The sequence below is a fragment of the Bradyrhizobium murdochi genome, assembly GCF_000472965.1.
Classification (GTDB): domain Bacteria; phylum Pseudomonadota; class Alphaproteobacteria; order Rhizobiales; family Xanthobacteraceae; genus Bradyrhizobium; species Bradyrhizobium murdochi.
In genome coordinates this window covers 110,075-132,274 of record NZ_AXAU01000019.1, presented here as the reverse complement: position 1 = coordinate 132,274, position 22,200 = coordinate 110,075, and the positions used below count along the sequence as shown (strand labels likewise).

17 protein-coding genes are annotated in these 22,200 nt (G+C 64.2%); 16 read left to right on the top strand and 1 reads right to left on the bottom strand.

From position 1 onward, the window contains the following. The first annotated feature begins 37 nt into the window (after positions 1-37). The 7 genes from rsmH to murD all read left to right on the top strand — a co-directional run bounded on the left by rsmH (position 38) and on the right by murD (position 8,845). A complete protein-coding gene (gene rsmH / locus YUO_RS0128815; protein ID WP_028350384.1) occupies positions 38-1,033 on the top strand; it encodes a 16S rRNA (cytosine(1402)-N(4))-methyltransferase RsmH in 996 nt (331 codons plus the stop codon). 2 nt (positions 1,034-1,035) lie between these two features. Beyond that, complete coding sequence (gene ftsL / locus YUO_RS0128810) at positions 1,036-1,428, top strand: cell division protein FtsL (protein WP_028350383.1); 393 nt, start codon at positions 1,036-1,038, stop codon at positions 1,426-1,428. Further along, a complete protein-coding gene (locus YUO_RS0128805; protein ID WP_028350382.1) occupies positions 1,425-3,176 on the top strand; it encodes a peptidoglycan D,D-transpeptidase FtsI family protein in 1,752 nt (583 codons plus the stop codon). Before ftsL ends, YUO_RS0128805 begins: the two co-directional genes overlap by 4 nt. 163 nt (positions 3,177-3,339) lie before the next feature. Next, on the top strand, positions 3,340-4,797 hold the full coding sequence (locus YUO_RS0128800; protein WP_028350381.1) for a UDP-N-acetylmuramoyl-L-alanyl-D-glutamate--2,6-diaminopimelate ligase: 1,458 nt from the start codon (positions 3,340-3,342) through the stop codon (positions 4,795-4,797). Then, positions 4,794-6,176: a UDP-N-acetylmuramoyl-tripeptide--D-alanyl-D-alanine ligase gene (locus tag YUO_RS0128795; RefSeq protein WP_028350380.1), complete on the top strand. Its 1,383-nt coding sequence runs from the start codon at positions 4,794-4,796 to the stop codon at positions 6,174-6,176. The genes YUO_RS0128800 and YUO_RS0128795 overlap by 4 nt, the downstream gene beginning before the upstream one ends. Before the next feature lie 157 nt (positions 6,177-6,333). Continuing rightward, positions 6,334-7,440, top strand: a complete 1,107-nt coding sequence (gene mraY / locus YUO_RS0128790; protein ID WP_028350379.1) for a phospho-N-acetylmuramoyl-pentapeptide-transferase — start codon at positions 6,334-6,336, stop codon at positions 7,438-7,440. 4 nt (positions 7,441-7,444) lie between these two features. Beyond that, entirely contained in the window at positions 7,445-8,845 is a 1,401-nt protein-coding gene (gene murD, locus YUO_RS0128785; RefSeq protein WP_028350378.1) for a UDP-N-acetylmuramoyl-L-alanine--D-glutamate ligase, read from the top strand. A 42-nt stretch (positions 8,846-8,887) separates the two neighbouring features. Here the strand turns inward: murD and YUO_RS0128780 are convergent, their stop codons facing one another. Next, positions 8,888-9,382, bottom strand: a complete 495-nt coding sequence (locus YUO_RS0128780; protein WP_028350377.1) for a hypothetical protein — start codon at positions 9,380-9,382, stop codon at positions 8,888-8,890. Positions 9,383-9,501: 119 nt separating this feature from the next. Between YUO_RS0128780 and YUO_RS41995 the strand changes: the two genes are divergently transcribed. The 9 genes from YUO_RS41995 to ftsZ all read left to right on the top strand — a co-directional run bounded on the left by YUO_RS41995 (position 9,502) and on the right by ftsZ (position 21,939). After that, complete coding sequence (locus YUO_RS41995) at positions 9,502-10,944, top strand: DUF5107 domain-containing protein (protein ID WP_051379694.1); 1,443 nt, start codon at positions 9,502-9,504, stop codon at positions 10,942-10,944. A gap of 277 nt (positions 10,945-11,221) precedes the next feature. Further along, positions 11,222-12,373 (top strand): putative lipid II flippase FtsW, encoded by a 1,152-nt coding sequence (gene ftsW, locus YUO_RS0128770; protein WP_028350376.1) that lies wholly within the window; start codon positions 11,222-11,224, stop codon positions 12,371-12,373. A 38-nt stretch (positions 12,374-12,411) separates the two neighbouring features. Beyond that, entirely contained in the window at positions 12,412-13,512 is a 1,101-nt protein-coding gene (gene murG, locus YUO_RS0128765) for an undecaprenyldiphospho-muramoylpentapeptide beta-N-acetylglucosaminyltransferase (RefSeq protein ID WP_028350375.1), read from the top strand. Positions 13,513-13,689: 177 nt separating this feature from the next. Continuing rightward, positions 13,690-15,093, top strand: a complete 1,404-nt coding sequence (gene murC / locus YUO_RS0128760; RefSeq protein ID WP_028350374.1) for a UDP-N-acetylmuramate--L-alanine ligase — start codon at positions 13,690-13,692, stop codon at positions 15,091-15,093. A 304-nt stretch (positions 15,094-15,397) separates the two neighbouring features. Then, positions 15,398-16,318, top strand: a complete 921-nt coding sequence (gene murB, locus YUO_RS0128755) for a UDP-N-acetylmuramate dehydrogenase (RefSeq protein ID WP_028350373.1) — start codon at positions 15,398-15,400, stop codon at positions 16,316-16,318. A 122-nt stretch (positions 16,319-16,440) separates the two neighbouring features. Then, positions 16,441-17,433: a D-alanine--D-alanine ligase family protein gene (locus tag YUO_RS0128750; protein WP_028350372.1), complete on the top strand. Its 993-nt coding sequence runs from the start codon at positions 16,441-16,443 to the stop codon at positions 17,431-17,433. A 301-nt stretch (positions 17,434-17,734) separates the two neighbouring features. Continuing rightward, complete coding sequence (locus tag YUO_RS0128745) at positions 17,735-18,724, top strand: cell division protein FtsQ/DivIB (protein WP_028350371.1); 990 nt, start codon at positions 17,735-17,737, stop codon at positions 18,722-18,724. Continuing rightward, positions 18,721-20,040 carry a cell division protein FtsA gene (ftsA, locus tag YUO_RS0128740; RefSeq protein WP_028350370.1) on the top strand — a complete coding sequence of 440 codons (1,320 nt, stop codon included), beginning with the start codon at positions 18,721-18,723 and terminating at the stop codon, positions 20,038-20,040. The genes YUO_RS0128745 and ftsA overlap by 4 nt, the downstream gene beginning before the upstream one ends. 87 nt (positions 20,041-20,127) lie before the next feature. Beyond that, positions 20,128-21,939, top strand: a complete 1,812-nt coding sequence (gene ftsZ, locus YUO_RS0128735) for a cell division protein FtsZ (RefSeq protein ID WP_028350369.1) — start codon at positions 20,128-20,130, stop codon at positions 21,937-21,939. Positions 21,940-22,200: the final 261 nt, after the last annotated feature.

Genomic DNA, 22,200 nt, shown 5'->3' with positions numbered 1-22,200 from the left:
TTCGTACCACAAACTGGAAAACGCCAGAGGACGACGCATGACCCCGGCTGCGCCGCCCCACATCTCGGTGCTCGGCCGCGAGGCGGTCGAGATGCTCGATCCCAGGGACGGCGGGGTCTATGTCGACGCGACCTTCGGCGCCGGCGGCTATAGCCGCGCGATTCTCGACATCCCGGGAACACAGGTCATCGGCATCGATCGCGACCGGACGGCGGTTGCCGGCGGGTTCGACCTGGTCGAGCAGTCCGGCGGTCGGCTGACCCTGGTCGAGGACCGATTCTCCAACCTTGCCGAAATCTGCGCGGCGCAAGGTGTGCCTGCGGTGGACGGCGTCGTGATGGACGTCGGGGTTTCCTCGATGCAACTCGATCAGGCCGAGCGCGGCTTCTCGTTCCGGCTCGGCGGCCCGCTCGACATGCGGATGGGTCGCGACGGGCCGACGGCGGCCGATGTGGTGGCGAAGGCCTCCGAGAGCGACCTTGCCAACATCATCTATATCTTCGGCGAAGAGCGCCATTCCCGCGCCGTCGCGCGCGCCGTCGTGGCGGCGCGGAAAGAGGCGCCGATTATGACCACCCAACAACTGGCCGATATCGTCGGCAGGGTGGTGCGCTCAAAGCCCAACGAGATTCACCCGGCGACGCGTACGTTCCAGGCATTGCGGATCTTCGTCAACGCCGAACTCGACGAACTGCATCTCGCGCTGGCAGCGGCGGAGCGCGTACTGAAGCCCGGCGGGCGGCTGGTGGTCGTCTCGTTCCATTCGCTGGAAGACCGCATCGTCAAGGATTTCCTCAACGCGCGCGGCAAGGCTGGCGGTGGTTCGCGGCATTTGCCCGAAGTGGCGCAGGCGGCGCCGAGTTTTCAGATCCTGACGAAGCGTCCGGTTACCCCCGGTGAAACCGAGCTCGCCGCCAATCCGCGCGCGCGATCGGCGAAACTGCGCGCTGCCGAGCGCACCGCAGCGCCGGCGCATGCAGCAGGCCGCCTGCCGGCGTGGCCGACCCTTGCCGACGTGATGAGGGGAGGCTGATCATGCGGATCATCCACTTCCTCGTCATCGGCGCGCTGGTGTTCGCAGCCGCCTATGTCTACCGGATCAAGATGGAATCGACCGCGCGGGTCGAGCGTGTGCTGCGGCTCAACGCCGAGATACGCGAGCAGCGCGATGCGATTGCGGCGCTGCGCGCGGAATGGGCCAAGCTCGATGCGCCGCTGCGGCTGCAGGGACTTGCCGAGCGCCATCTCAGCCTGAAGCCACTGGTCGCCACGCAATATGACCAACTGAAGAGCTTGCCGGAACGGCCGCCAGCTTTTGCGCGGCCGGGTGCGCCCGATCCGATCGGCGCGATGATCAACACCATCGAGGCTGCAGCCGAAGCGCCATCCACAACCGGCTCCGTGCCCGCACCGGGAGATCAGCAATGACCGGCCGCGCGCTTGCCAACTCCAGGAGGCCCGCGGAACCGTGGCGGCGGCGGCTGATCCGCAGCCTGCTCTATGGGCGCAATGTCGACCGCGCCGTCAAGGCGCGGGCGCGGGTGGGCCTTGCGATCCTGCTGTTTGCGGCAATTTATGCTGTGCTGGCCGGACGTCTGGTGATGTTCGCCGTCGGCGCCGACAGCCACGGCGGCCGCCGCGCCGCCTCGCAGGACGCGATTGCAACCGCGCGGCCCGATATCGTCGATCGTAACGGCGAGGTGTTGGCGACCGACGTCAAGGCGCCGAGCCTGTTCGGCGAACCCAGGCGCATCATCGACAAGGACGAGGCGATCGAACTATTGACGGCGGCGCTGCCGGACCTCGACACCGCGGAGGCGCGCACGCGCCTGTCGTCGCGCAAGGGATTTGTCTGGCTGAAGCGCGAGATCACGCCAAAACAGCAGCACGACATTCACAAGCTCGGCATTCCCGGCATCGGCTTCCTGCGCGAGAACAAGCGTGTCTATCCGACCGGTGCTGCGGTCGCGCATCTGATCGGCCTCGTCAACATCGACAACGCGGGCATCGCCGGGATGGAGAAGTGGCTGGACAACAACGGTCTGGCCGATCTGCACCGCGCCGGCTTCGCCACCGACCGGCTGCAAAAGCCGGTGGAACTGTCGATCGACCTGCGCGTCGAGCACGCGCTGCGCGACGAATTGTTGAAGGCGAAAGAGAAGTACAAGGCCAAGGCAGCTTCCGGCCTCGTCTCCAATGTCAGGACCGGCGAGATCGTGGCCCTGGTGTCGCTGCCGGATTTCGATCCGAACAATCCGAAAGAGGCGCACGACCCCGAACGCATCAATCGCCTGACTACGGGCGTGTTCGAAATGGGCTCGACCTTCAAGGCGCTGACGCTGGCGATGGCACTGGATTCGGGCAAGGCCAACCTCAACACGCTCTATGACGGGCGCGGGACGCTGAAGTTCGGCAAGTTCACCATTCACGACACCCATCCGGTCGGCCGCGCGATCACGCTGTCGGAAGTGTTCACCTTCTCCTCCAACGTCGGCGCGGCCAAGATCGCGCTGGCGCAAGGCGTGGAAGCCCACAAGGCATTCCTGAAAAAGCTCGGCCAGATGGACCGGCTGCGCACCGAGCTGCCGGAAAGCGCATCCCCGATTGTGCCCAAGCGCTGGACCGAGCTCAACACCATCACGGCTTCGTTCGGCCATGGCATCGCGGTGGCGCCGCTGCAGGCGGTGATGGGCATCAATGCCTGCATCAATGGCGGTCTCCTGATTCCCCCGACCTTCCTCAAGCGGTCGGAAGAGGAGGCGCGGGCCATCGCGAAGAAGGTGCTCCGAACCGAAACCTCCGAGAAGATGCGCTATCTGATGCGGCTGAACGCCGAGATCGGAACCGCCAAGAAGGCGGACGTGAAGGGCTACTATATCGGCGGCAAGACCGGCACCTCGGAAAAGGTGGTCAACGGCCGCTATTCCAAGAAGCAGGTGCTCAATTCCTTCACCGCGATCATCCCGGCCGATAATCCGCAGTATCAGTTGCTGGTCATGCTGGACGAGCCGAAGGCGCTGCCGGAAACCCATGGCTTCATCACGTCGGGCTGGAACGCAGTGCCGACCGGCGGCAAGGTGATTGCCCGCATCGGTCCGCTGCTGGGCATTGAGCCGCGCTTCGACCTGCCGCCGTCCGACCGCCTTATTCTTGCAGCATCGAAGACAACCCAGTAAGGCGTAGGAGGAGCATGATCCGGAAAAGTGGAGACCGGTTTTCCCTCGCGACAAACGCGAAGCGTTTGCGCGGAGATCATGCTCCCAAAATAGAGATAGATCATGATCCAAATCGGATCATGATCCACGCGCGCCAAACTGCGCCGGGCCGGACTGGAACAAGATGAAACTTCGCGACCTCTTCAGCGATGACGCTGCGATCGAGCCGCAGGCGGAAGCTGTCGATGTGAAAGGCCTTAGCGTCGACAGCCGCGCGGTGAAGCCCGGTGATCTGTTCTTCGCGCTCGCGGGGACCAAAACCGACGGCTCGCGCTTCATTGATTCCGCGGTTAAGGCGGGCGCAGTTGCGGTCGCCGCCGAACGCATCTCTTCGGACGCCCGCGTTCCCTTTGTAGCCACGTCGAACCCGCGCCGCGCGCTGGCGTTGGCGGCGGCGAGATTTTATCCGCGTCAGCCCGCGACCATCGCGGCGGTGACGGGGACCAGCGGTAAGACTTCGGTCGCGGCGTTCACGCGCCAGATCTGGGAACGGCTCGGCCACGCCTCCGCCAGCATCGGCACCATCGGTCTGGTGTCGCAAAAGCGCACGGTCTACGGCTCGCTGACGACGCCGGATCCGATCGCGCTGCACAGGCAACTCGACGAGATCGCGGGCGACGGCGTGACGCATCTGGCTTTCGAGGCCTCCTCGCACGGGCTCGACCAGTTCCGGCTCGATGGCGTGCGCATCGCCGCCGGCGGCTTCACCAATCTTTCGCGCGACCATATGGATTACCATCCGGATGAGGCGCATTACCTTGCTGCCAAGCTGCGACTGTTCCGCGATCTCGTCGTGCCGGATGGCGCGGCCGTGATTTCGGCCGATCATGATTGTTCGCAGCAAGTGATCGAGGCGGCGCAGGCGCGGGGCTTGCGGATCATCGCCGTCGGCGGCAGCGTGGATGGCGCCGGCGAAGGGATCCGCCTTGTTGGTGCGACCGTCGAAGGATTCGCGCAAGATCTGGCGCTGACGCATCGCGGGCGCAACTACATCGTCAAGCTGCCGCTGGTCGGCGAATTCCAGATCGAGAATGCACTGGTTGCCGCGGGTCTCGCGATCGGCACCGGCAGCGAGCCGGCCGCGGTGTTCGACGCGCTCGAGCATCTCGAAGGCGCCAAGGGCCGGCTGGAGCGGGTCGGCGAGCACAATGGCGCACCGATCTTCGTCGACTACGCGCACAAGCCGGACGCGCTGGCCAAGGCGCTGCAGGCGCTGCGGCCTTATGCGAAGCGCAAGCTCGTCGTCATCTTCGGCGCCGGCGGCGACCGCGATGCCGGCAAGCGTCCCATCATGGGCGCGATCGCGGCCGAGAATGCCGATCAGGTCATCGTTACCGACGATAATCCGCGCAGCGAAAATCCGACTGCGATCCGCGCCGCCATTCTGGCGGCGGCGAAAGGTGCAACCGACATCGGCGATCGCGCGGAGGCGATCCGGGCAGGGATCGCGGCGCTGCAGCCTGGCGATGCGCTCCTGATCGCCGGCAAGGGGCACGAGACCGGCCAGATCGTCGGCGATAAGGTTTTGCCGTTCAGCGATCATGAGGCGGTGGCGGCCGCGCTCGCAGCGAGGATGGCATGAGCGCGACACCATTGTGGACGGTTGCCGAGGTTGCGCGCGCGCTGGGGCTGTCGGGTGAATATCCGGACACGCCGATTGATTTCGTCACGCAGGACAGCCGGCTGGTGAAGCCCGGAAGCCTGTTCGTGGCGTTGAGCGGCACGCCAAGCGGCGGCTTCATCTCCAGTTTCGCCAGCGCCCGCGACGGCTGGGAATTCGCCGATAAGGCCGAAGCGGCCGGCGCGGTGGCGATGATCGTCCCGCACGCCATCGACGGCGTCCGCGTTCCGCAGTTGATCGTCAAGGATACGCTGATCGATGGCCTTTGGGCGCTGGCGCGCGCCGCGCGGGCACGCTTTGCCGGGCCGGTGATCGGGCTCACCGGCAGCGCCGGCAAGACCAGCACCAAGGAGTTCCTCGCCGCGTATCCGAATGCCTATGCCAGCCCGAGCAGTTTCAACAATTTTTGGGGCGTGCCGCTGACGCTGTGCAACGCCGGCCCGCGAGCGAGCGTGTGGGTCGTCGAGATGGGCATGAACCAAACGGGCGAGATCGCGCGGCTGAGCGAGCTGACAAAACCGACGGTCGCGCTCGTGGTGAACGTGCAGCCGGTGCATCTGGAAAAGCTCGGCAGCCTGGAGGCGATCCGGCGTGAGAAGGTGAGCATCGCGCAGGGCCTGCCGAAAGATGGCGTGCTGGTATTGCCTGAAGATGTCGAGGCGCCGGAATGGAACGGCAAGGTCGTTCGCTTCGGCGAAGGTTCGGATATTCACGCATTGAGGCATACGCCGGAAGACGAAAGCTGGAACGTCGCCGCGCAGGTGAACGGCAGCCGGATCGAATTCGGCCTGACGCCCGGTGCGCCGCATCGTTTGCAGAACGCGTTGGCCGCGCTGGCGTCGATCCATGCCGCAGGGCTCGATCCGGCGGCGCTGGCGAAGGAACTTGGCGATGTCGGCATCATGACCGGCCGCGGCGTGGAGCAGGTGGCCCATGGCGTGACCGTGATCGACGACAGTTTCAACGGCAACCCGGCCAGCATGGTGGCCGCGCTCGGCAGCCTGAAGGCGCGGCCGGTGAAATCAGGCCGGCGCATCGCCATTCTCGGCGACATGCTGGAATTGGGCGCCGATGCGCCGGCCTATCACGAGAAACTCGCGAAGGACCTGCCGGGCCTCGATGGCATCTACTGCGTCGGCCCGCTGATGCGCCATCTGTACGACCTCGTGCCAGCGGAGCGGGCGCTCGGCTGGCATGAAGACCCGGCGACGCTCGATCCCCAACAAATCGCCGCATTGCTGCGGGACGGGGACGTCGTGGTGGTCAAGGGCAGCAAAAAAATGTTCTGGGTGAACAAGTTTGTGCCCAGGCTGCTGGCCGCCTTGCAGGCAAAGGCGTAAACTAGCGCGCCCGTTGCTTCCGCGAGAGGCGATTCGTCAATACCTTATGCTTGACCAAGATTTGCTTGGTTTGAGGATGAAAACGATTATCAAGGCGCTTCCGGAGCGCTTTCCGCCAAAGACGGCGCAACCAAGCCGCGTGATAGGGCCTACCTGAATGTTTTACTGGCTGATCGAGCTTTCCAATACTGTTCCCGGTTTTGGCATCTTCCGCGGCTTCTTCAACGTGTTTCGCTACATCACCTTTCGCACCGGAGGGGCGATGGTGACGGGCGCGCTATTCGTCTTCCTGTTCGGGCCCTGGATCATTGATCACTTGCGGCTCAGGCAGGGCAAGGGCCAGCCGATCCGCACCGACGGCCCGCAGTCGCATCTGATCTCCAAGAAGGGCACGCCGACGATGGGCGGGCTGATGATCCTGTCGGGCCTCGTGGTGGCGACGCTGTTGTGGGCCAATCCGCTCAACCCCTATGTCTGGATCGTGCTCGCGGTGACGCTCGGGTTCGGCTTCGTCGGATTTTACGACGACTATCTGAAGGTGACCAAACAGAGCCATAGCGGCTTTGCCGGCAAGCTGCGGCTTTTGATCGAAGCGGTGATTGCGCTCGCGGCCTGCTACGCGCTGGTGCGGCTCGGCCGCGATGCGACATCGACCTCGCTCGCGGTGCCCTTCCTGAAGGACGTCGCGATCAATTTCGGCTGGTTCTTCGTGATCTTCGGCGCCTTCGTCATTGTCGGCGCCGGCAACGCGGTGAACCTGACCGACGGTCTCGACGGGCTTGCGATCGTGCCCGTCATGATCGCCGCCGCCAGTTTCGGCATGATCTCGTATCTGACCGGCAATGCGGTGTTCTCCGATTATCTGCAGATCCGCTACGTCGCCGGCACCGGCGAGCTCGCGGTGCTGTGCGGCGCGGTGCTTGGCGCCGGCCTCGGCTTCCTCTGGTTCAACGCGCCACCGGCCTCGATCTTCATGGGCGACACCGGCTCGCTCGCGCTCGGCGGCATGCTCGGCGCGACCGCGGTCGCGGTGAAGCACGAGATCGTGCTCGCCGTGATTGGCGGGTTGTTCGTGCTGGAAGCCGTCTCCGTCATCGTGCAGGTGGCATCGTTCAAGCTGACCGGAAAACGCGTGTTCCGGATGGCGCCGCTGCATCACCATTTCGAGCAGAAGGGCTGGACCGAGCCGCAGATCGTGATCCGGTTCTGGATCATCTCGGTGATGCTGGCACTCGCCGGCCTCTCCACGCTGAAGCTGCGGTGATCGCTTGATTCCCATCACTTCCTTCGCAGGCAAAACGGTCGCCGTGTTCGGCCTCGGCGGTTCGGGGCTGGCGGGTTGCCACGCGCTCAAGGCTGGCGGCGCGGAAGTGATCGCGGGCGATGACAGCGCCGACAATGTCGCCAAGGCGGCGCAGGCTGGTTTCACCACGGCCGATCTGCGCACCGTATCGTGGTCGAATTTCTCGGCCCTGGTCCTCACCCCCGGCGCGCCGCTGACGCATCCGGCGCCGCATTGGTCCGTGCTGATGGCGCGGCAGGCCGGCATTGAGGTGATCGGCGACATCGAACTGTTTTGCCGGGAGCGCCGCCGTCACGCGCCCGAGGCGCCCTTCGTCGCCATCACCGGCACCAACGGCAAGTCCACTACGACGGCGCTGATCGCGCATCTGATGAAGGTCGCCGGCTACGATACCCAGATGGGCGGCAATATCGGCACCGCGATCCTCTCGTTGGAGCCGCCGCGGATGGGACGCGTGCATGTGGTCGAGATGTCGTCGTACCAGATCGATCTGGCACCTTCGCTCGATCCATCCGTTGGGATCCTGCTCAATGTCAGCGAAGACCACATCGATCGCCACGGCACGCTGGAAAACTATGCCGCGGTGAAGGCGCGGCTGGTTGCCGGCGTGCAGCCGCAGGGCACCTCGATCGTCGGCGTTGACGACATCTGGTGTCGCAACATCGCCGACCGGCTCGACCAGGCGGGAAGGCGCGTGGTGCGGATCTCCGTGAAGAATCCCTTGCCCGACGGCGTCTATGTCGAGCGCGAAACCGTCGTGCAGGCCTCCGGCGGCGCGCGCAACGAGGTCGCAAGGCTGGGCGGCATCGGTTCGCTGCGCGGCCTGCACAACGCGCAGAACGCAGCATGCGCCTCGGCCTGCGCGCTGGCGATGGGTATCTCCACCGATACGCTGCAAAACGGTCTGCGCAGCTTTCCAGGGCTGGCGCACCGCATGGAGCAGGTCGGCCGCCGCGGCAACGTGCTGTTTGTCAACGACTCCAAGGGCACCAACGCGGATGCCGCCGCCCATGCGCTGTCGTCGTTCGCCGACATCTTCTGGATCGCCGGCGGCAAGCCGAAGCAGGGCGGCATCACCGGGCTCGCCGAATACTTTCCGCGCATCCGAAAAGCCTATCTGATCGGCGAAGCCGCGCAGGAGTTTGCGGGAACGCTGGGCGAGCGCGTGCCGCACGAGATTTCGGAGACGCTCGATGTGGCAGTGGCGAACGCGGCGCGCGATGCCGAGGCGTCGGGGCTGGTCGATCCCGTGGTACTATTGTCGCCGGCCTGCGCTTCGTTCGACCAGTACCGCAATTTCGAAATCCGCGGCGCCGCGTTCCGCGATCTCGTGACGGCGATGCCCGGCGTGAAGCCGGTGGTGTGAGGGCTTCTTAATTGGCGGGTGGCAGGAAGAAACCTGTGCCCTTTACTCAAACCAAGAAGACCGGATCGGAATCCCCCAGTTTCGCTTTGCTGTCGCCTTGGCGGCACGAAATGCGGAGACATTCTGGGAATATCTGGAAATTTCTCGGAGATCCTCGTCGGCCAAATCGGGGGCAAACTCGATTGCCCCGCGTCTTTTTAATAAAAGTTCAGCCAGTAACTGAAGTTCAACGCGGAGGGTGATAGCGAGCACCATCTCCTCATGCGTGAAGTTGGTCCCGACACCCAGTATCCGCTTCAAGCGCGAGACATTTTGCTCCGCCTCAGCGAGGGCCTTCCTGTATAACTCATCGGGTATCGTCTCATTTTGAACGATCACTACCCACTTGTGTGGAATCGGCCAAGTCGCACCCTCTTGGCTCAGGACATTATCCATTTCGGCCAGCCGGACGAGTGCCGCATAAGACGCGTGGACCGCAAGCAGCCGCTGGTACTCTGACCATCGGCTCTGAAGCAAATTCTCCGTCACGTCGCCCATCGTCAAAGCCCTTCAGATAGAGTGATTTCCATGTTTCGGAGATATTGCGTGGACACGCCCTCCATATAGGTGAAGATTTTACTCTAGAATGGTATCAGGTCCGTTCGAAGGCCACGGAAATGGCAATTCAAGCTTTCCGACATCGCCGTATCAGCCTCGTGGTTGCCGTCGTATTGGCGGCCGGTGCGCTTCCTGCTGTCGTGTATTCGGCGCCGCCCGACACCGTATCTCTCAGCGAGTCCACGATCACCTGGAGCACCGTCAGCTACGCGACCTCTGCGGAGAACGGATTCGTCGACGGGTCGCTCGACAAGAAAACCATCGTCGATCGTGCGTTCAGGACCTACGTGCTCGAGAATCGTTACCTGAAGGTAACGCTGTTGCCTGAATTTGGCGGACGCATTCTTTCCATCATTTACAAGCCGACTGGCCACGAACAACTTTATCGCACTGAAGTAGGCGTGCCTTACGGGATGAAGGCCGGCGTCTTTTATTACGACTGGCTGATGGTGTATGGCGGCATCTTCCCCACCTTCCCGGATCCCGAGCACGGCAAGACGTGGCTGAAGCCGTGGGACTTTAAGGTCGTGAAGGAGAGTGCCGGCGAAGTGACGGTGTCGATGTCGCTCAAGGATGATGTCGCGTATTCCGCGGCACCAACGCAGTTCCTCAAGGGGCCGACGGGTATCGAAGCGACTTACTACGTCACGCTGAAAGCGAAACGCGCCGCGCTTGATGCGCGCGTGGTCCTGAAAAATCCGCAACCCCAGATGATCGATTACGAGTACTGGACGTGCACGACGCTGGCGCCGGGCTCGGACCCGAAGAACCCCAAGACGACCGGCGGCGCCGAAATCATTGCGCCGATCGAGGCCTACAGCACGCCTGCCTGGTCGGCCAATCTGTCCGAAGGTGATGAGAGCTTTGGTCCAGGCAAGAGCCGTTTCGAAAAACTGCGCTACTTCAAGAACTGGCCGACAATGGGCATCGCGTACGCGGCGCCCGATATGCAGGGCGGAAACTTCTGGGGTGTGATCAATCACGACAACGAGGAGGGGATCATCCGCATCGCCGACAATACGGTCACGCGGGGACTGAAGATGTGGACGTGGGGATTTCCGTCGTTCACCAACGAAACCGACGCACGCAAGGACCCGAGCGAAGCGCGGCCTTACGTCGAATTGTGGGCGGGCGTGTCGGACCAGTTTTTCCACCGCGCCAAGCTTCCCGCACGGGGCGAAGTGTCTGTCACGGAGACCTACAGCCCGACCGTCGGCATGAGCGACGTGACGGATGCGAACGAGAATATCCTGGTCAATTTCTCGGCTGCAGCTTCGGGCGTGAATCTTCAATTCTTCAGTATCGAACCGACCACGCCGTTGCGCGTAGCGTTGAAGTACGGCGATGCGATATTGTTCAACGACACCGTGGAAGCCGACCCGAACAACGGAAATCGCATTTCCGCGCCGATCCCTGCCGGCGGCAGCGGCGATCAGGTGCGGCTGACGATCACGACCATGGACGGCAAAGAGCTGATCGCAGCCGAGACAAGAATAAAATGATGGCTATCGCTTCGTTCCACCTATCAACTGTCGTCACCCGCCAACGGGTCGCGCGAATGCGCGCCCGATGACAGGCTCCGGCTGGTGACCCAGTATTCCAGAGACGCTGGTGATTGAACCGAGAAGCCGCAGCGTACTGGATACCCGCCTTCGCGGGTATGACGACTTATTGTGAGGCGCGAGAGCGCGCTTTCTCAAAAGTTACCCATCTCATTAACCCCCCATAAACCATCCTGCCCCACCAATGGGCGTTACCTCTGCCATTTTGGGAACGCCCATGCTCGCCCGTGACCAACGCACCCCGTTTTCGGACTGGTGGTGGACCGTGGATAAGCTGCTGCTTGGCGCGATCATGGCGCTGATGCTGGGCGGCGTCATCCTGTCGCTGGCGGCGAGCCCGCCGGTGGCGACGCGGATCGGGCTCGATCCGTTCCACTTCTTCAGCCGGCACATGCTGTTCCTGCTGCCGTCTCTCCTGGTGCTGATTGGGGTATCGTTCCTGTCGCCCAGGCAGATCCGCCGTCTTGCGCTATTGGTGTTCGTGGTGAGCGTTCTCTTGATCGTCGCGACGCTCGTCTTCGGTGCCGAGGTGAAGGGATCGCGGCGCTGGATCACGCTGCTCGGCGTCAACATCCAGGCTTCCGAATCCGCCAAGCCTGCCTTCGTCGTGATGGCGGCTTGGCTGTTTGCGGAATCGACCAAGCGGCCGGAAATGCCGGCGACCTCGATGGCGATGGTGCTGCTGCTGACGCTGGTGGCGCTGTTGGTGATGGAGCCGGATTTCGGCCAGACCATGCTGATCCTGATGGTGTGGGGCGCGCTGTTCTTCATCGCAGGCATGCGGATGATCTGGGTGGTCGGCCTGGCCGGCGTCGCGATGGCCGGGTTGTTCAGCGCCTATCTGCTGGTTCCGCACGTCGCGGGCCGCATCAGGCGCTTCCTGAATCCGGCATCCGGCGACACCTTCCAGGTCGACATGGCAATGGAAGCGTTCTGGAACGGCGGCTGGTTCGGGCTCGGCCCCGGCGAAGGCATCGCCAAGCGCAGCCTGCCGGACAGCCACACCGATTTCGTATTTGCGGTGGCGGCGGAGGAATTCGGCATCATCCTGTGCCTGGCGCTGGTTGGGCTGTTCGCTTTCGTCGTAATCCGCACGCTGACGCGGGCCTACGCGAGCGAGGACATGTTCTCGCGCTTTGCGGCGTCGGGACTTGCGATCCTGTTCGGCATGCAGGCTGCCATCAACATGGCGGTCAATCTGCAACTGATCCCCGCCAAGGGCATGACGCTGCCCTTCATCTCCTATGGCGGCTCGTCGATCATTTCGCTGGCCTATGGCGTCGGCATGATGCTGGCGCTGACGCGGCAGCGCCCGCGCACCGAAGTGGAATCGATGAACGCGGCCGGCGTGGCGCGCGGCTACGCCTGAGGGCGTGACTAGCGCCGCGGCGTCGGCTATTTGAAGCCATGGACACTACGCCTCTCATTCTGCTGGCTGCCGGCGGCACCGGCGGCCATTTGTTTCCCGCTGAAGCGCTCGGGGTTGAGCTCATCAAGCGCGGCCTGCGCGTGCGGCTTGCAACAGATGCCCGCGCGCTGCGCTATAGCGGGCTCTTTACCCGCGACAATATCGACGTGGTGCCGAGCGAGACCGTGCGCGGCCGTAATCCGTTGTCGCTGGCACGCACCATTATCATGCTCGGCTACGGAACGGTCGTAGCGCTCAACCTGGTGCGGCGGCTGAAGCCCGCGGCCGTGGTCGGTTTCGGCGGCTATCCGACGCTGCCGCCTTTGATTGCGGCACGGCTGCTCGGCGTGCCCGGCATCATTCATGATGCCAACGCCGTGCTCGGCCGCGCCAACCGCTTTCTCTCCAAGCGCGTCAATGCGATCGCGACCTCGCTGCCCGGCGTGCTCGATCGCGATCCCTCGCTCGCGGGAAAGGCGACTACCGTCGGCACGCCGATGCGCCCGGCGATTCTTGCCGCCGCCGCGCAGCCGTTTGCGTCTCCGGAACCGAACGGGCCGCTGCGCTTGCTGGTGGTCGGCGGCAGCCAGGGCGCGCGGGTGATGAGCGACATCGTGCCGGGCGCGATCGAACGGCTCGAGCCGGTGCTGTGGAGCCGCATCGCCCTGACGCAGCAGGTGCGCGAGGAAGACATGGCGCGGGTGCGGGCGATCTACGACCGGCTCCAGATCAAGGCCGAGCTCGCGCCGTTCTTTACCGACCTGCCGGCGCGGCTGGCGTCCAGCCATCTCGTGGTTTCGCGCTCCGGCGCTGGCACCGTGGCGGAACTCGCCGCGATCGGCCGGCCGTCGATTTTGGTGCCGTTGCCAGGGGCGATCGACCAGGACCAGTTCGCCAATGCCGGCGTATTGGCGAAGGTGGACGGCGCTTTGCGGATTCCGCAAGGAGAATTCACCCCCGACCGGCTGGCCGCCGAGATCTCTGCCTTTGCCGCCGAGCCCGCCCGGCTGACCGCGATGGCTGCCGCTGCCCGCCAGGTCGGCCGGCTCGATGCCGCGGAACGGCTGGCCGATTTGGTGATGAAAACGGCGGGAACTTGACGTCCACGTCGGCCCAAAAAGCGCTTGTCATGCCCCGCGAAAGCGGGGCATCCAGTAAGCTGCGGCGCCTGATTTGAGCCTTGGCTCTTCGGAATACTGGCTTCGCGGAACACTGGATCGCCCCGCCCCAGTGCGCAATTGCGCACAAGGCGGGCGACGACGGCCAAGGACGTACTCATGAGACTGCCGCGCGAGATCGGACCCATTCACTTCGTCGGGATCGGCGGCATCGGCATGAGCGGCATCGCCGAAGTGCTGGTCAATCTCGGCTACACCGTGCAGGGCTCGGACGCCTCCGAAAGCGGCAATGTCGCGCGGCTGCGGGAGAAGGGCGTCAAGGTCTCGGTCGGCCACAGCGCCGAGAATGTCGACGGCGCCGACGTGGTCGTGGTCTCGACCGCGATCAAGCGCGATAATCCCGAACTGATGGCGGCCCGCGCCCAGCGCATCCCGGTGGTGCGCCGCGCCGAAATGCTGGCCGAACTGATGCGGCTGAAAAGCTGCGTCGCGATTGCCGGCACCCATGGCAAGACCACAACGACGTCGATGGTCGCGGCGCTGCTCGATGGCGGCAATCTCGACCCGACCGTCATCAATGGCGGCATCATCAACGCCTATGGCACCAATGCGCGGCTGGGAGCGGGCGACTGGATGGTGGTGGAAGCCGACGAGAGCGACGGCACGTTTTTGAAACTGCCGACCGACGTCGCCATCGTCACCAATGTCGATCCTGAGCATCTCGATCATTTCAAGACCTTCGAGGCGATCCAGGACGCGTTCCGCAATTTCGTCGAGAACGTGCCGTTCTACGGCTTTGCGGTGATGTGCATCGATCACCCGGTCGTGCAGAGCATTGTCGGCCGGATCGAGGATCGCCGCATCATCACCTACGGCGAAAACCCGCAGGCCGATGCGCGGCTGATGGACCTGACGCCGATCGCCGGCGGATCGAAGTTCAAGATTGCGATCCGCGACCGCAAGACGGAGGCCACCCACGAGATAACGGACATCGTGTTGCCGATGCCGGGCCGGCACAACGCGTCGAATGTGACGGCAGCGATTGCGGTGGCGCATGAACTCGGCATCTCCGACGAAGCGATCCGCACGGCAATCGCGGCATTCGGCGGCGTCAAGCGGCGCTTCACCCGCACCGGCGAGTGGAACGGCGTCACCGTGATCGACGACTATGGCCATCATCCCGTCGAGATCGCCGCGGTATTGAAGGCCGCGCGCGATTCCTATGGCGGCAAGATCATCGCCGTGGTGCAGCCACACCGCTTCACCCGCCTGCAATCGCTGTTCGAGGAATTTTGTACCTGCTTCAACGATGCCGATGCGGTCATCGTTGCGGAAGTCTATCCGGCCGGCGAGGCGCCGATCGAAGGTATCGACCGCGACCATTTTGTGCTCGGCCTGCGCGCGCATGGCCATCGCGAGGTGATTCCGCTGCCGAGTTCGACGGAACTCGCAAAAGTCGTCCGCGGCATCGCCAACCCCGGCGACCTCGTCGTCTGCTTAGGGGCCGGCAACATCACGCAATGGGCCTACGCACTGCCCAGCGAATTGAAGGCGTTGGGGTGATGATGACTACTGTCGCAGTGGAGTGTAGCCATGAACGTCAGCGTGTGCGGCCACCACCCCTCTCCCCAACCCTCCCCCGCAAGGGGGGAGGGAGCCCTGCCGCCAGCGCGTCCCTCACTTGCTCTATTCCACCGCGAACTGGAAAGTACTCCGGAGAAGCCTTCGGACACCGTGAGGTGAGCACGCTGTTCAGGCTCCCTCCCCCCTTGCGGGGTAGGGTTGGGGAGAGGGGTAAGCCCCGGGCGTTGGTGCAAGCCGAAACGCGATACGTTCTCAAATCATATCGCGAGGCGATTGGCGCGACATGACCTTTCCCGACATCACGCCCGATCTGAAAGCCGCGCTGCCGCAATTACGTGGGCGGCTGTTGGCTAACCAGTCGCTCGCAGAATTGACCTGGTTTCGCGTCGGCGGGCCGGCGCAGGTGTTGTTCACGCCGGCGGATGAAGACGATCTCGCGTATTTCTTAAAGCTGCTGCCGAAGGAATTGCCGGTCTATGTCGTCGGCGTCGGCTCCAATTTGATCGTGCGCGACGGCGGTATGCCGGGCGTGGTGATCCGCTTGTCGCCGCGGGCGTTTGGCGAGACCAGGCCCGAGGGCGATATCGTGAGCGCGGGCACGGCTGCGCTCGACAAGCGCGTGGCGGAAACGGCGGCAGCCGCAAATATTGGCGGCATGGAATTCTTCTTCGGCATTCCCGGCAGCATCGGCGGCGCGTTGCGGATGAATGCCGGTGCCAATGGAAGCGAGACCAAGGACGTGCTGGTCGAGGCGACCGGCATCGGCCGTGACGGCACGAAGCATGTCTTCTCCAATGCCGACATGAAGTTCGTCTACCGCAACAGTGGCGTCGACCCCTCAGTCATTTTCACCTCTGCGCGCTTTCGCGGGCAGATCACGGACGCCGAAACCATTCGCGCGCGAATGAACGAGGTGCAGAGCCATCGCGAAACCGCGCAGCCGATTCGCGAAAAGACCGGTGGCTCCACGTTCAAGAATCCGCCCGGCAACAGCGCGTGGAAACTGATCGACGCCGCCGGTTGCCGCGGGCTTCGCGTCGGCGGGGCGCAGGTCTCGGAAATGCACTGCAATTTCCTCATCAACACCGGCAACGCCACCGGGCATGATATTGAAACGCTGGGCGAAACCGTGCGCGAGCGCGTTAAAGCGAATTCTGGAATCGAGCTGCACTGGGAAATCAAGCGGATCGGGATTTCCGCATAGTCGTCATTCCGGGGCGCGCGCAGCGCGAACCCGGAATCTCGAAGTGGTATGGGAGAGAGAGATTCCGGGTTCGATGCTTCGCATCGCCCCGGAATGACGAAGCAGCGGGGTAGCGAGGCAGCATGCGAACGACCATTCTCTTTGGCGGCACCAATAAAGAGCGGCTGGTTTCGGTGGCGACCGCGCAGGCGCTGCACCGCGCGTTGCCGGAAGCCGATCTCTGGTTCTGGCATGTGGCGGATACCGTTCACGAGGTCAGTTCGAAGGCGCTGCTCGAGCATTCGCGTCCCTTTGAGGATGAATTCAAGCCGGGCAATCGCGGCATCGCGCTGGAAGCGGCGCTCGACAAGGCGACCGCGGAAGACCGTGTGCTGGTGCTCGGGCTGCACGGCGGCCGTGCCGAGAACGGCGAGCTGCAGGCGATGTGCGAAATGCGCGGCATTCCCTTCACTGGATCGGGCTCGGCGTCTTCGAATCTCGCTTTTGATAAGGTTGCGGCGAAACGGTTTGTGGCGATTGCCGGTGTCGCGGCTCCGGCCGGCGTCGCCCTGGAAAACCTTGACGCAGCGTTTGCCGAATACGGCAGGCTGATCGCAAAGCCGGCGCGAGACGGTTCGAGCTACGGCCTGATCTTCGTCAACGCCAACCAGGACCTGGTCGCGGTCCGCAACGCCGCTAGAATCGAAGAATATGTGATCGAGCCCTTCATAGCCGGCGTCGAAGCAACCTGCGGCGTGCTGGAGCAATCGGATGGCACGGTGATGTCGCTGCCGCCGATCGAGATTGTGCCGGGGGAGGGCACCTTCGATTACACGGCCAAATATCTGCTCAAATCGACTCAGGAGATCTGCCCGGGGCGCTTTTCTCCTGACATCACTGCGCAACTGCAGGATCACGCGCTGCGGGCGCACAAAGCGCTCTCCTGCAGCGGCTATTCCCGGACCGACTTCATCGTCTCGGCGAATGGGCCGGTTTACCTCGAAACCAATACCTTGCCCGGGCTGACTGCGGCCTCGCTCTACCCGAAGGCGCTCAAGGCCCAGGGGATCGAGTTTCCGGATTTCCTGCGTGACCAGATCGCCTTGGCCGAACGGCGCAGCCGGGAGCGGGTGTGACCGGCCCCGGCCGGTCGTTAACGGGGAACACGGCCCGACCACTAAAATTGTTTCAAAATCCTAACAGTTGGCCGGCAAACTACTCAAAAGACGCACCAAAACGTTTCAGCACCCCCGCGTTTTTACACTTTGTTTACCAGTAAGTCCGAAGGTTAACGCTGGCGGCGCATGTGGCGCTTGGCTGCCGGGGTGTGCGCTGTTCCGAGTTCCGGTCAGCCCTTAAGTCCGGCAACGCCGAGACGTCATCTGGGCCAGGACCCGCAAAAAGCTTGCGGGAACAACACTTGGACAGGCTCGTGCAATGGATGGTGCAGGACGCCTCACGCGGTCGGTGAGATCGGTGGGGCCCCAGGCTGACCTGAAAGCAGCCGCTATTGGAGCGGTCGTGCTGCTGCGCGAGCGGCTGGGTCGTCGCGCCCGGCTCCCGGCGAAGCCCACGATCGATCGCGAGCCGCCGAATCGCCTGGTCCGTCTAGTTGAGCGTTATCTGCCGAATCGTCTCGGCGTTACCCTGACCGTGCTGATGCTACTCGGCAGCGCCGGTCTTGGGATCGTCAAGGGCGGTCATGTTGACGAATTCATGGTTGCGGTCAGCGATACCCGCAACGCGCTGGCCAATTCAGCCGGGTTCCGCATCACCGAGGTTGCCATCAATGGCCGCAAGCAGTTGAGCCAGGACGAGGTGCTCGCGATCGGCGGCGTCAACGGCCGCTCATCGCTGCTGTTCCTCGATGCCGCCATCCTGCGCGACAAGCTCAAGGCGAATCCGTGGATCGCGGACGCGACCATCCTGAAGCTGTATCCTGGCCAGTTGCAGATCGACATCGTCGAGCGCACGGCGTTCGCGCTGTGGCAGCAGGACGGCCGGCTGTCCGTGATCTCCGAGGACGGCGCGGTGCTGGAGCCCTACGTATCGCGCCGCTTCGTGACGCTGCCGCTGGTGGTCGGCAAGGGCGCCGATGTCAGGGCCCGTGATTTCCTCGCGCTGCTCGATCGCTATCCGCAGGTCCGCTCGGTGACCAAGGCTGCAATCCTGGTCGGCGAACGGCGCTGGAATTTGCGGCTGAAGGACGGCCTCGACATTCGCTTGCCGGAGAACGACGTCGGCAACGCGCTTGCCATGTTGAGCAAGCTCGACAAGGAGGACAAGCTGTTCTCGCGCGACATCGTCGCCATCGACATGCGTCTGCCGGACCGGTTGACGGTGCAATTGTCGGAAGACGCGGCCAAGGCCCGCGAAGAACTGTTCAAGGACAAGAAGACCAAGAAGAAGGCCGGTGATTCAGCATGACCGGCCTCGATCGCAACCAGACCCCGAAGACACGTCCCGTCGACCACAAGCGTACGGCGATGGTGGCCTCGCTCGATATCGGCACCAGCAAGATCGCCTGCATGATTGCGCGGCTGAAGCCGTCGCCGCCGAGCGACGCGCTGCGCGGCCGTACCCACGCGGTGGAACTGATCGGCTACAGCCAGATCCAGTCGCGCGGCGTCAAGGCGGGCGCCGTGGTCGATCTCGCCGAATGCGAGCAGGCGGTGCGGCAGGCGGTGGCGCTGGCCGAGCGCATGGCCAAGGTCCGCGTTGAATCAATATTGCTGTCGATTTCCGGCGGCCGGCTGCAGGGGCAGCTTGTCGAGGCCGCTGCTGACATCAGAGGCGGCGCGGTCACCGCTGATGATGTCACCCGGGTGACCTCCACCGGTATGCGCCACGCTACCGGCGAGGGCCGCACGGTGCTGCACGCGCTCCCGGTCGGTTACGCTCTGGACGGCGTCAAGGGCATCCGCGATCCCCGCGGCATGGTCGCGCGGCAGTTCGGCGTCGACATGCAAGTCGTGACGGCGGATGCCACCGTCGCCCGCAACCTGATGCTGGTGGTCGAGCGCTGCCACCTCAACGTCGAAGCCATGGCGGCGAGTCCTTATGTCGCAGGCCTGTCCGTGTTGACCGACGACGAGGCCGATCTCGGCGCCGCTGTGGTCGAAATGGGGGCCGGATCGACCACGATTGCGACCTATTCCGGCGGCCGCTTCGTGCATGCGAGCGGATTTGCGCTCGGCGGGCAGCACGTGACAATGGATCTTGCACGCGGCGTCGGCGCATGCATTGCGGATGCCGAGCGAATCAAGACGTTATATGGCACCGTGCTGACCGGCGGGTCTGACGCGCGCGAGCTGATGTCTGTACCGACTGCGGGCGAGGAACACGATGCGCCGCAGATCGTATCGCGCGCCACGATTGCCAACATCGTCCGGCATCGCGCCGAGGAGATTTTTGAAATGGTCCGGGACCGGCTCGCGGATTCCCCCTTTGCGGCAGAGCCGAGGGCGCGGGTTGTGTTGAGCGGTGGGGCTTCTCAGCTCACCGGCACCGTCGAACTTGCCACGCGCATTCTCAACCGGCCGGTCCGGATCGGCCGTCCGCTCGGTTTCGGCCGGCTGCCCAACGAGGCCAAGAGCGCTTCGTTCGCGGTTCCCACCGGCCTCCTGGTCTATCCACAATACGCTCATCTTGAACACGTCGAACCGCGGCATACGCGGCAGCTCAAGACAGGGACAGACGGCTATTTTGGAAAGGTCGGACGATGGCTTCGCGAGGGCTTCTGATGACCGGTCCTGTGACCAAACGATTTTCACCAAATCCCGCGGCCGCCGGCCGGGGCGAACCAACGCGCGCGTCGTAGAGAGGCAACCATGGCACTCAATCTGACCCCCCCTGACATCAGCGAGCTGAAACCGCGGATTACCGTCTTCGGCGTCGGTGGCGCAGGCGGCAATGCCGTCAACAACATGATCACTGCCGGGTTGCAGGGGGTCGATTTCGTCGTCGCCAACACCGACGCGCAGGCGCTGACCATGTCGAAGGCCCAGCGCATCGTGCAGATGGGCACCCAGGTGACGCAGGGCCTCGGCGCGGGGTCCCAGCCTGATGTCGGCGCGGCGGCGGCGCAGGAAGTGATCGACGAGCTGCGCGACCATCTCTCGGGCGCCAACATGGTGTTCGTCACCGCCGGCATGGGCGGCGGCACCGGCACCGGCGCCGCTCCGGTGATTGCCAAGACCGCGCGCGACATGGGCATCCTCACCGTCGGCGTCGTCACCAAGCCGTTCCATTTCGAAGGCCAGCGCCGCATGCGCACCGCCGAGTCCGGCATCGCCGAGCTGCACAAGGTGGTCGACACGCTGCTGATCATCCCGAACCAGAACCTGTTCCGGGTCGCCAACGAAAAGACCACCTTCGCCGACGCCTTCGCGATGGCCGACCAGGTGCTCTATTCGGGCGTCGCCTGCATCACCGACCTCATGGTGAAGGAAGGCCTGATCAATCTCGACTTCGCCGACGTAAGGGCGGTGATGAGGGAAATGGGCAAGGCGATGATGGGCACCGGCGAGGCGACCGGCGAGAAGCGCGCGCTGACCGCGGCCGAAGCTGCGATCGCCAACCCGCTGATCGATGATTCCTCGATGAAGGGGGCGCGCGGCCTGTTGATCTCGATCACCGGCGGCAAGGACCTCACGCTGTTCGAAGTCGACGAAGCCGCCACGCGGATTCGCGAGGAAGTCGACCAGGACGCCAACATCATCGTCGGCGCCACCTTCGACGAATCGCTCGACGGCATCATCCGCGTCTCCGTGGTCGCGACCGGCATCGACCAGTCGCAGATTGCGCGCAACGCGGGCACCGCCGCCGCTGCCACTGCCACCACCACCGCAACCACCGCCTCTGCCACGCCGTCTTCGCCGGACAACCGGCTGGCCGAACTGACCGCTCGCCTGCGCGCCGACAATGCGCGCCTGGCCGAACGCGCCCAGAAGCTCGAGCCGGCGGCTGCGCAGCAGGCAGGTGCTCCGGCACCGGCTCCTGCCGCTACGCCGGCACAGCGCGGCAACGTCGAGCGCGCGGCGCTTGCCGCGATTGCTGCGGCGGTTGAGACGCCGCAACAGGCCCCGATCCAGCCCGCCTCCTACGGCGACGTCACGGTTCGCCCGATCGCGCAAAAGCCGACGCTGTTCCCGGATCACAAGGAGGCCGCCCGCGTCGAGCCGGAGGCGCCGGCGCCTGAAACCTTCATCCCGCAGGCGGCCGAACGTCCGCCGGCCCGCACGCCGCGGATGCCGAAGTTCGAGGACCTCCCGATGCCCGCCCAGGCCGAGATCCGGCACGCTCGCGGCGAGCCCGAGGAGGAGCACCCGCAGAAGACGCGGCTGTCGCTGCTGCAGCGGCTCGCCAATGTCGGCCTCGGCCGCCGCGACGAAGAGACCGAGCCGCCGATCGCGGCACGTGCCTCGGGCCCGTCGATGGCGCCGCTGCCGCCGCTGCCCGAACGCAAGCCGCAGCGCACCGTCGCCCAGCAAATGGCGAATCACGAGCCGGTATCGGAGTATGCAAAGCGCTCGGCGCCGCAGGGTCTGGACGCCCATGGCCGCCCGGCACCTGTTGCACCGGCGCCACAGGGCGACGACCATCTTGATATCCCGGCCTTCCTCCGACGCCAGGCCAACTGAGCTTTTGTTACAATCGAGGTGATCCAAGGGGCCCCGCTGGAACGGTCGGGGCCCTTCTCTTTGGCCTAGTGCCGAGGTCCAGCGGACGCGCCAACCAACTGATTTTAAATCATTAATTATCCATTTCGTGATCAGGTATCGAAGCTCGAACAGCGTCCGGCCGCGTCGGAGTTTGGTTAACCCTTGGCGCGAATGCGGCAGAGATAGGGTAACAATCCGTAAAGAAGCGTGAGTTGTGCGCCTTAGGGCAATGACTATGGT

Excerpts from the sequence above, each read along its gene's own strand:
- murB (WP_028350373.1), top strand. The coding sequence starts at position 15,398 with ATGACCTTTCCCGACATCACGCCCGATCTGAAAGCCGCGCTGCCGCAA.
- YUO_RS0128780 (WP_028350377.1), bottom strand. The coding sequence starts at position 9,382 with ATGGGCGACGTGACGGAGAATTTGCTTCAGAGCCGATGGTCAGAGTAC.
- rsmH (WP_028350384.1), top strand. The coding sequence starts at position 38 with ATGACCCCGGCTGCGCCGCCCCACATCTCGGTGCTCGGCCGCGAGGCG.
- ftsZ (WP_028350369.1), top strand. The coding sequence starts at position 20,128 with ATGGCACTCAATCTGACCCCCCCTGACATCAGCGAGCTGAAACCGCGG.
- YUO_RS0128745 (WP_028350371.1), top strand. The coding sequence starts at position 17,735 with ATGGATGGTGCAGGACGCCTCACGCGGTCGGTGAGATCGGTGGGGCCC.
- ftsA (WP_028350370.1), top strand. The coding sequence starts at position 18,721 with ATGACCGGCCTCGATCGCAACCAGACCCCGAAGACACGTCCCGTCGAC.
- ftsL (WP_028350383.1), top strand. The coding sequence starts at position 1,036 with ATGCGGATCATCCACTTCCTCGTCATCGGCGCGCTGGTGTTCGCAGCC.
- murC (WP_028350374.1), top strand. The coding sequence starts at position 13,690 with ATGAGACTGCCGCGCGAGATCGGACCCATTCACTTCGTCGGGATCGGC.
- YUO_RS0128800 (WP_028350381.1), top strand. The coding sequence starts at position 3,340 with ATGAAACTTCGCGACCTCTTCAGCGATGACGCTGCGATCGAGCCGCAG.
- YUO_RS0128795 (WP_028350380.1), top strand. The coding sequence starts at position 4,794 with ATGAGCGCGACACCATTGTGGACGGTTGCCGAGGTTGCGCGCGCGCTG.
- ftsW (WP_028350376.1), top strand. The coding sequence starts at position 11,222 with ATGCTCGCCCGTGACCAACGCACCCCGTTTTCGGACTGGTGGTGGACC.
- YUO_RS0128750 (WP_028350372.1), top strand. The coding sequence starts at position 16,441 with ATGCGAACGACCATTCTCTTTGGCGGCACCAATAAAGAGCGGCTGGTT.
- mraY (WP_028350379.1), top strand. The coding sequence starts at position 6,334 with ATGTTTTACTGGCTGATCGAGCTTTCCAATACTGTTCCCGGTTTTGGC.
- YUO_RS41995 (WP_051379694.1), top strand. The coding sequence starts at position 9,502 with ATGGCAATTCAAGCTTTCCGACATCGCCGTATCAGCCTCGTGGTTGCC.
- murG (WP_028350375.1), top strand. The coding sequence starts at position 12,412 with ATGGACACTACGCCTCTCATTCTGCTGGCTGCCGGCGGCACCGGCGGC.
- YUO_RS0128805 (WP_028350382.1), top strand. The coding sequence starts at position 1,425 with ATGACCGGCCGCGCGCTTGCCAACTCCAGGAGGCCCGCGGAACCGTGG.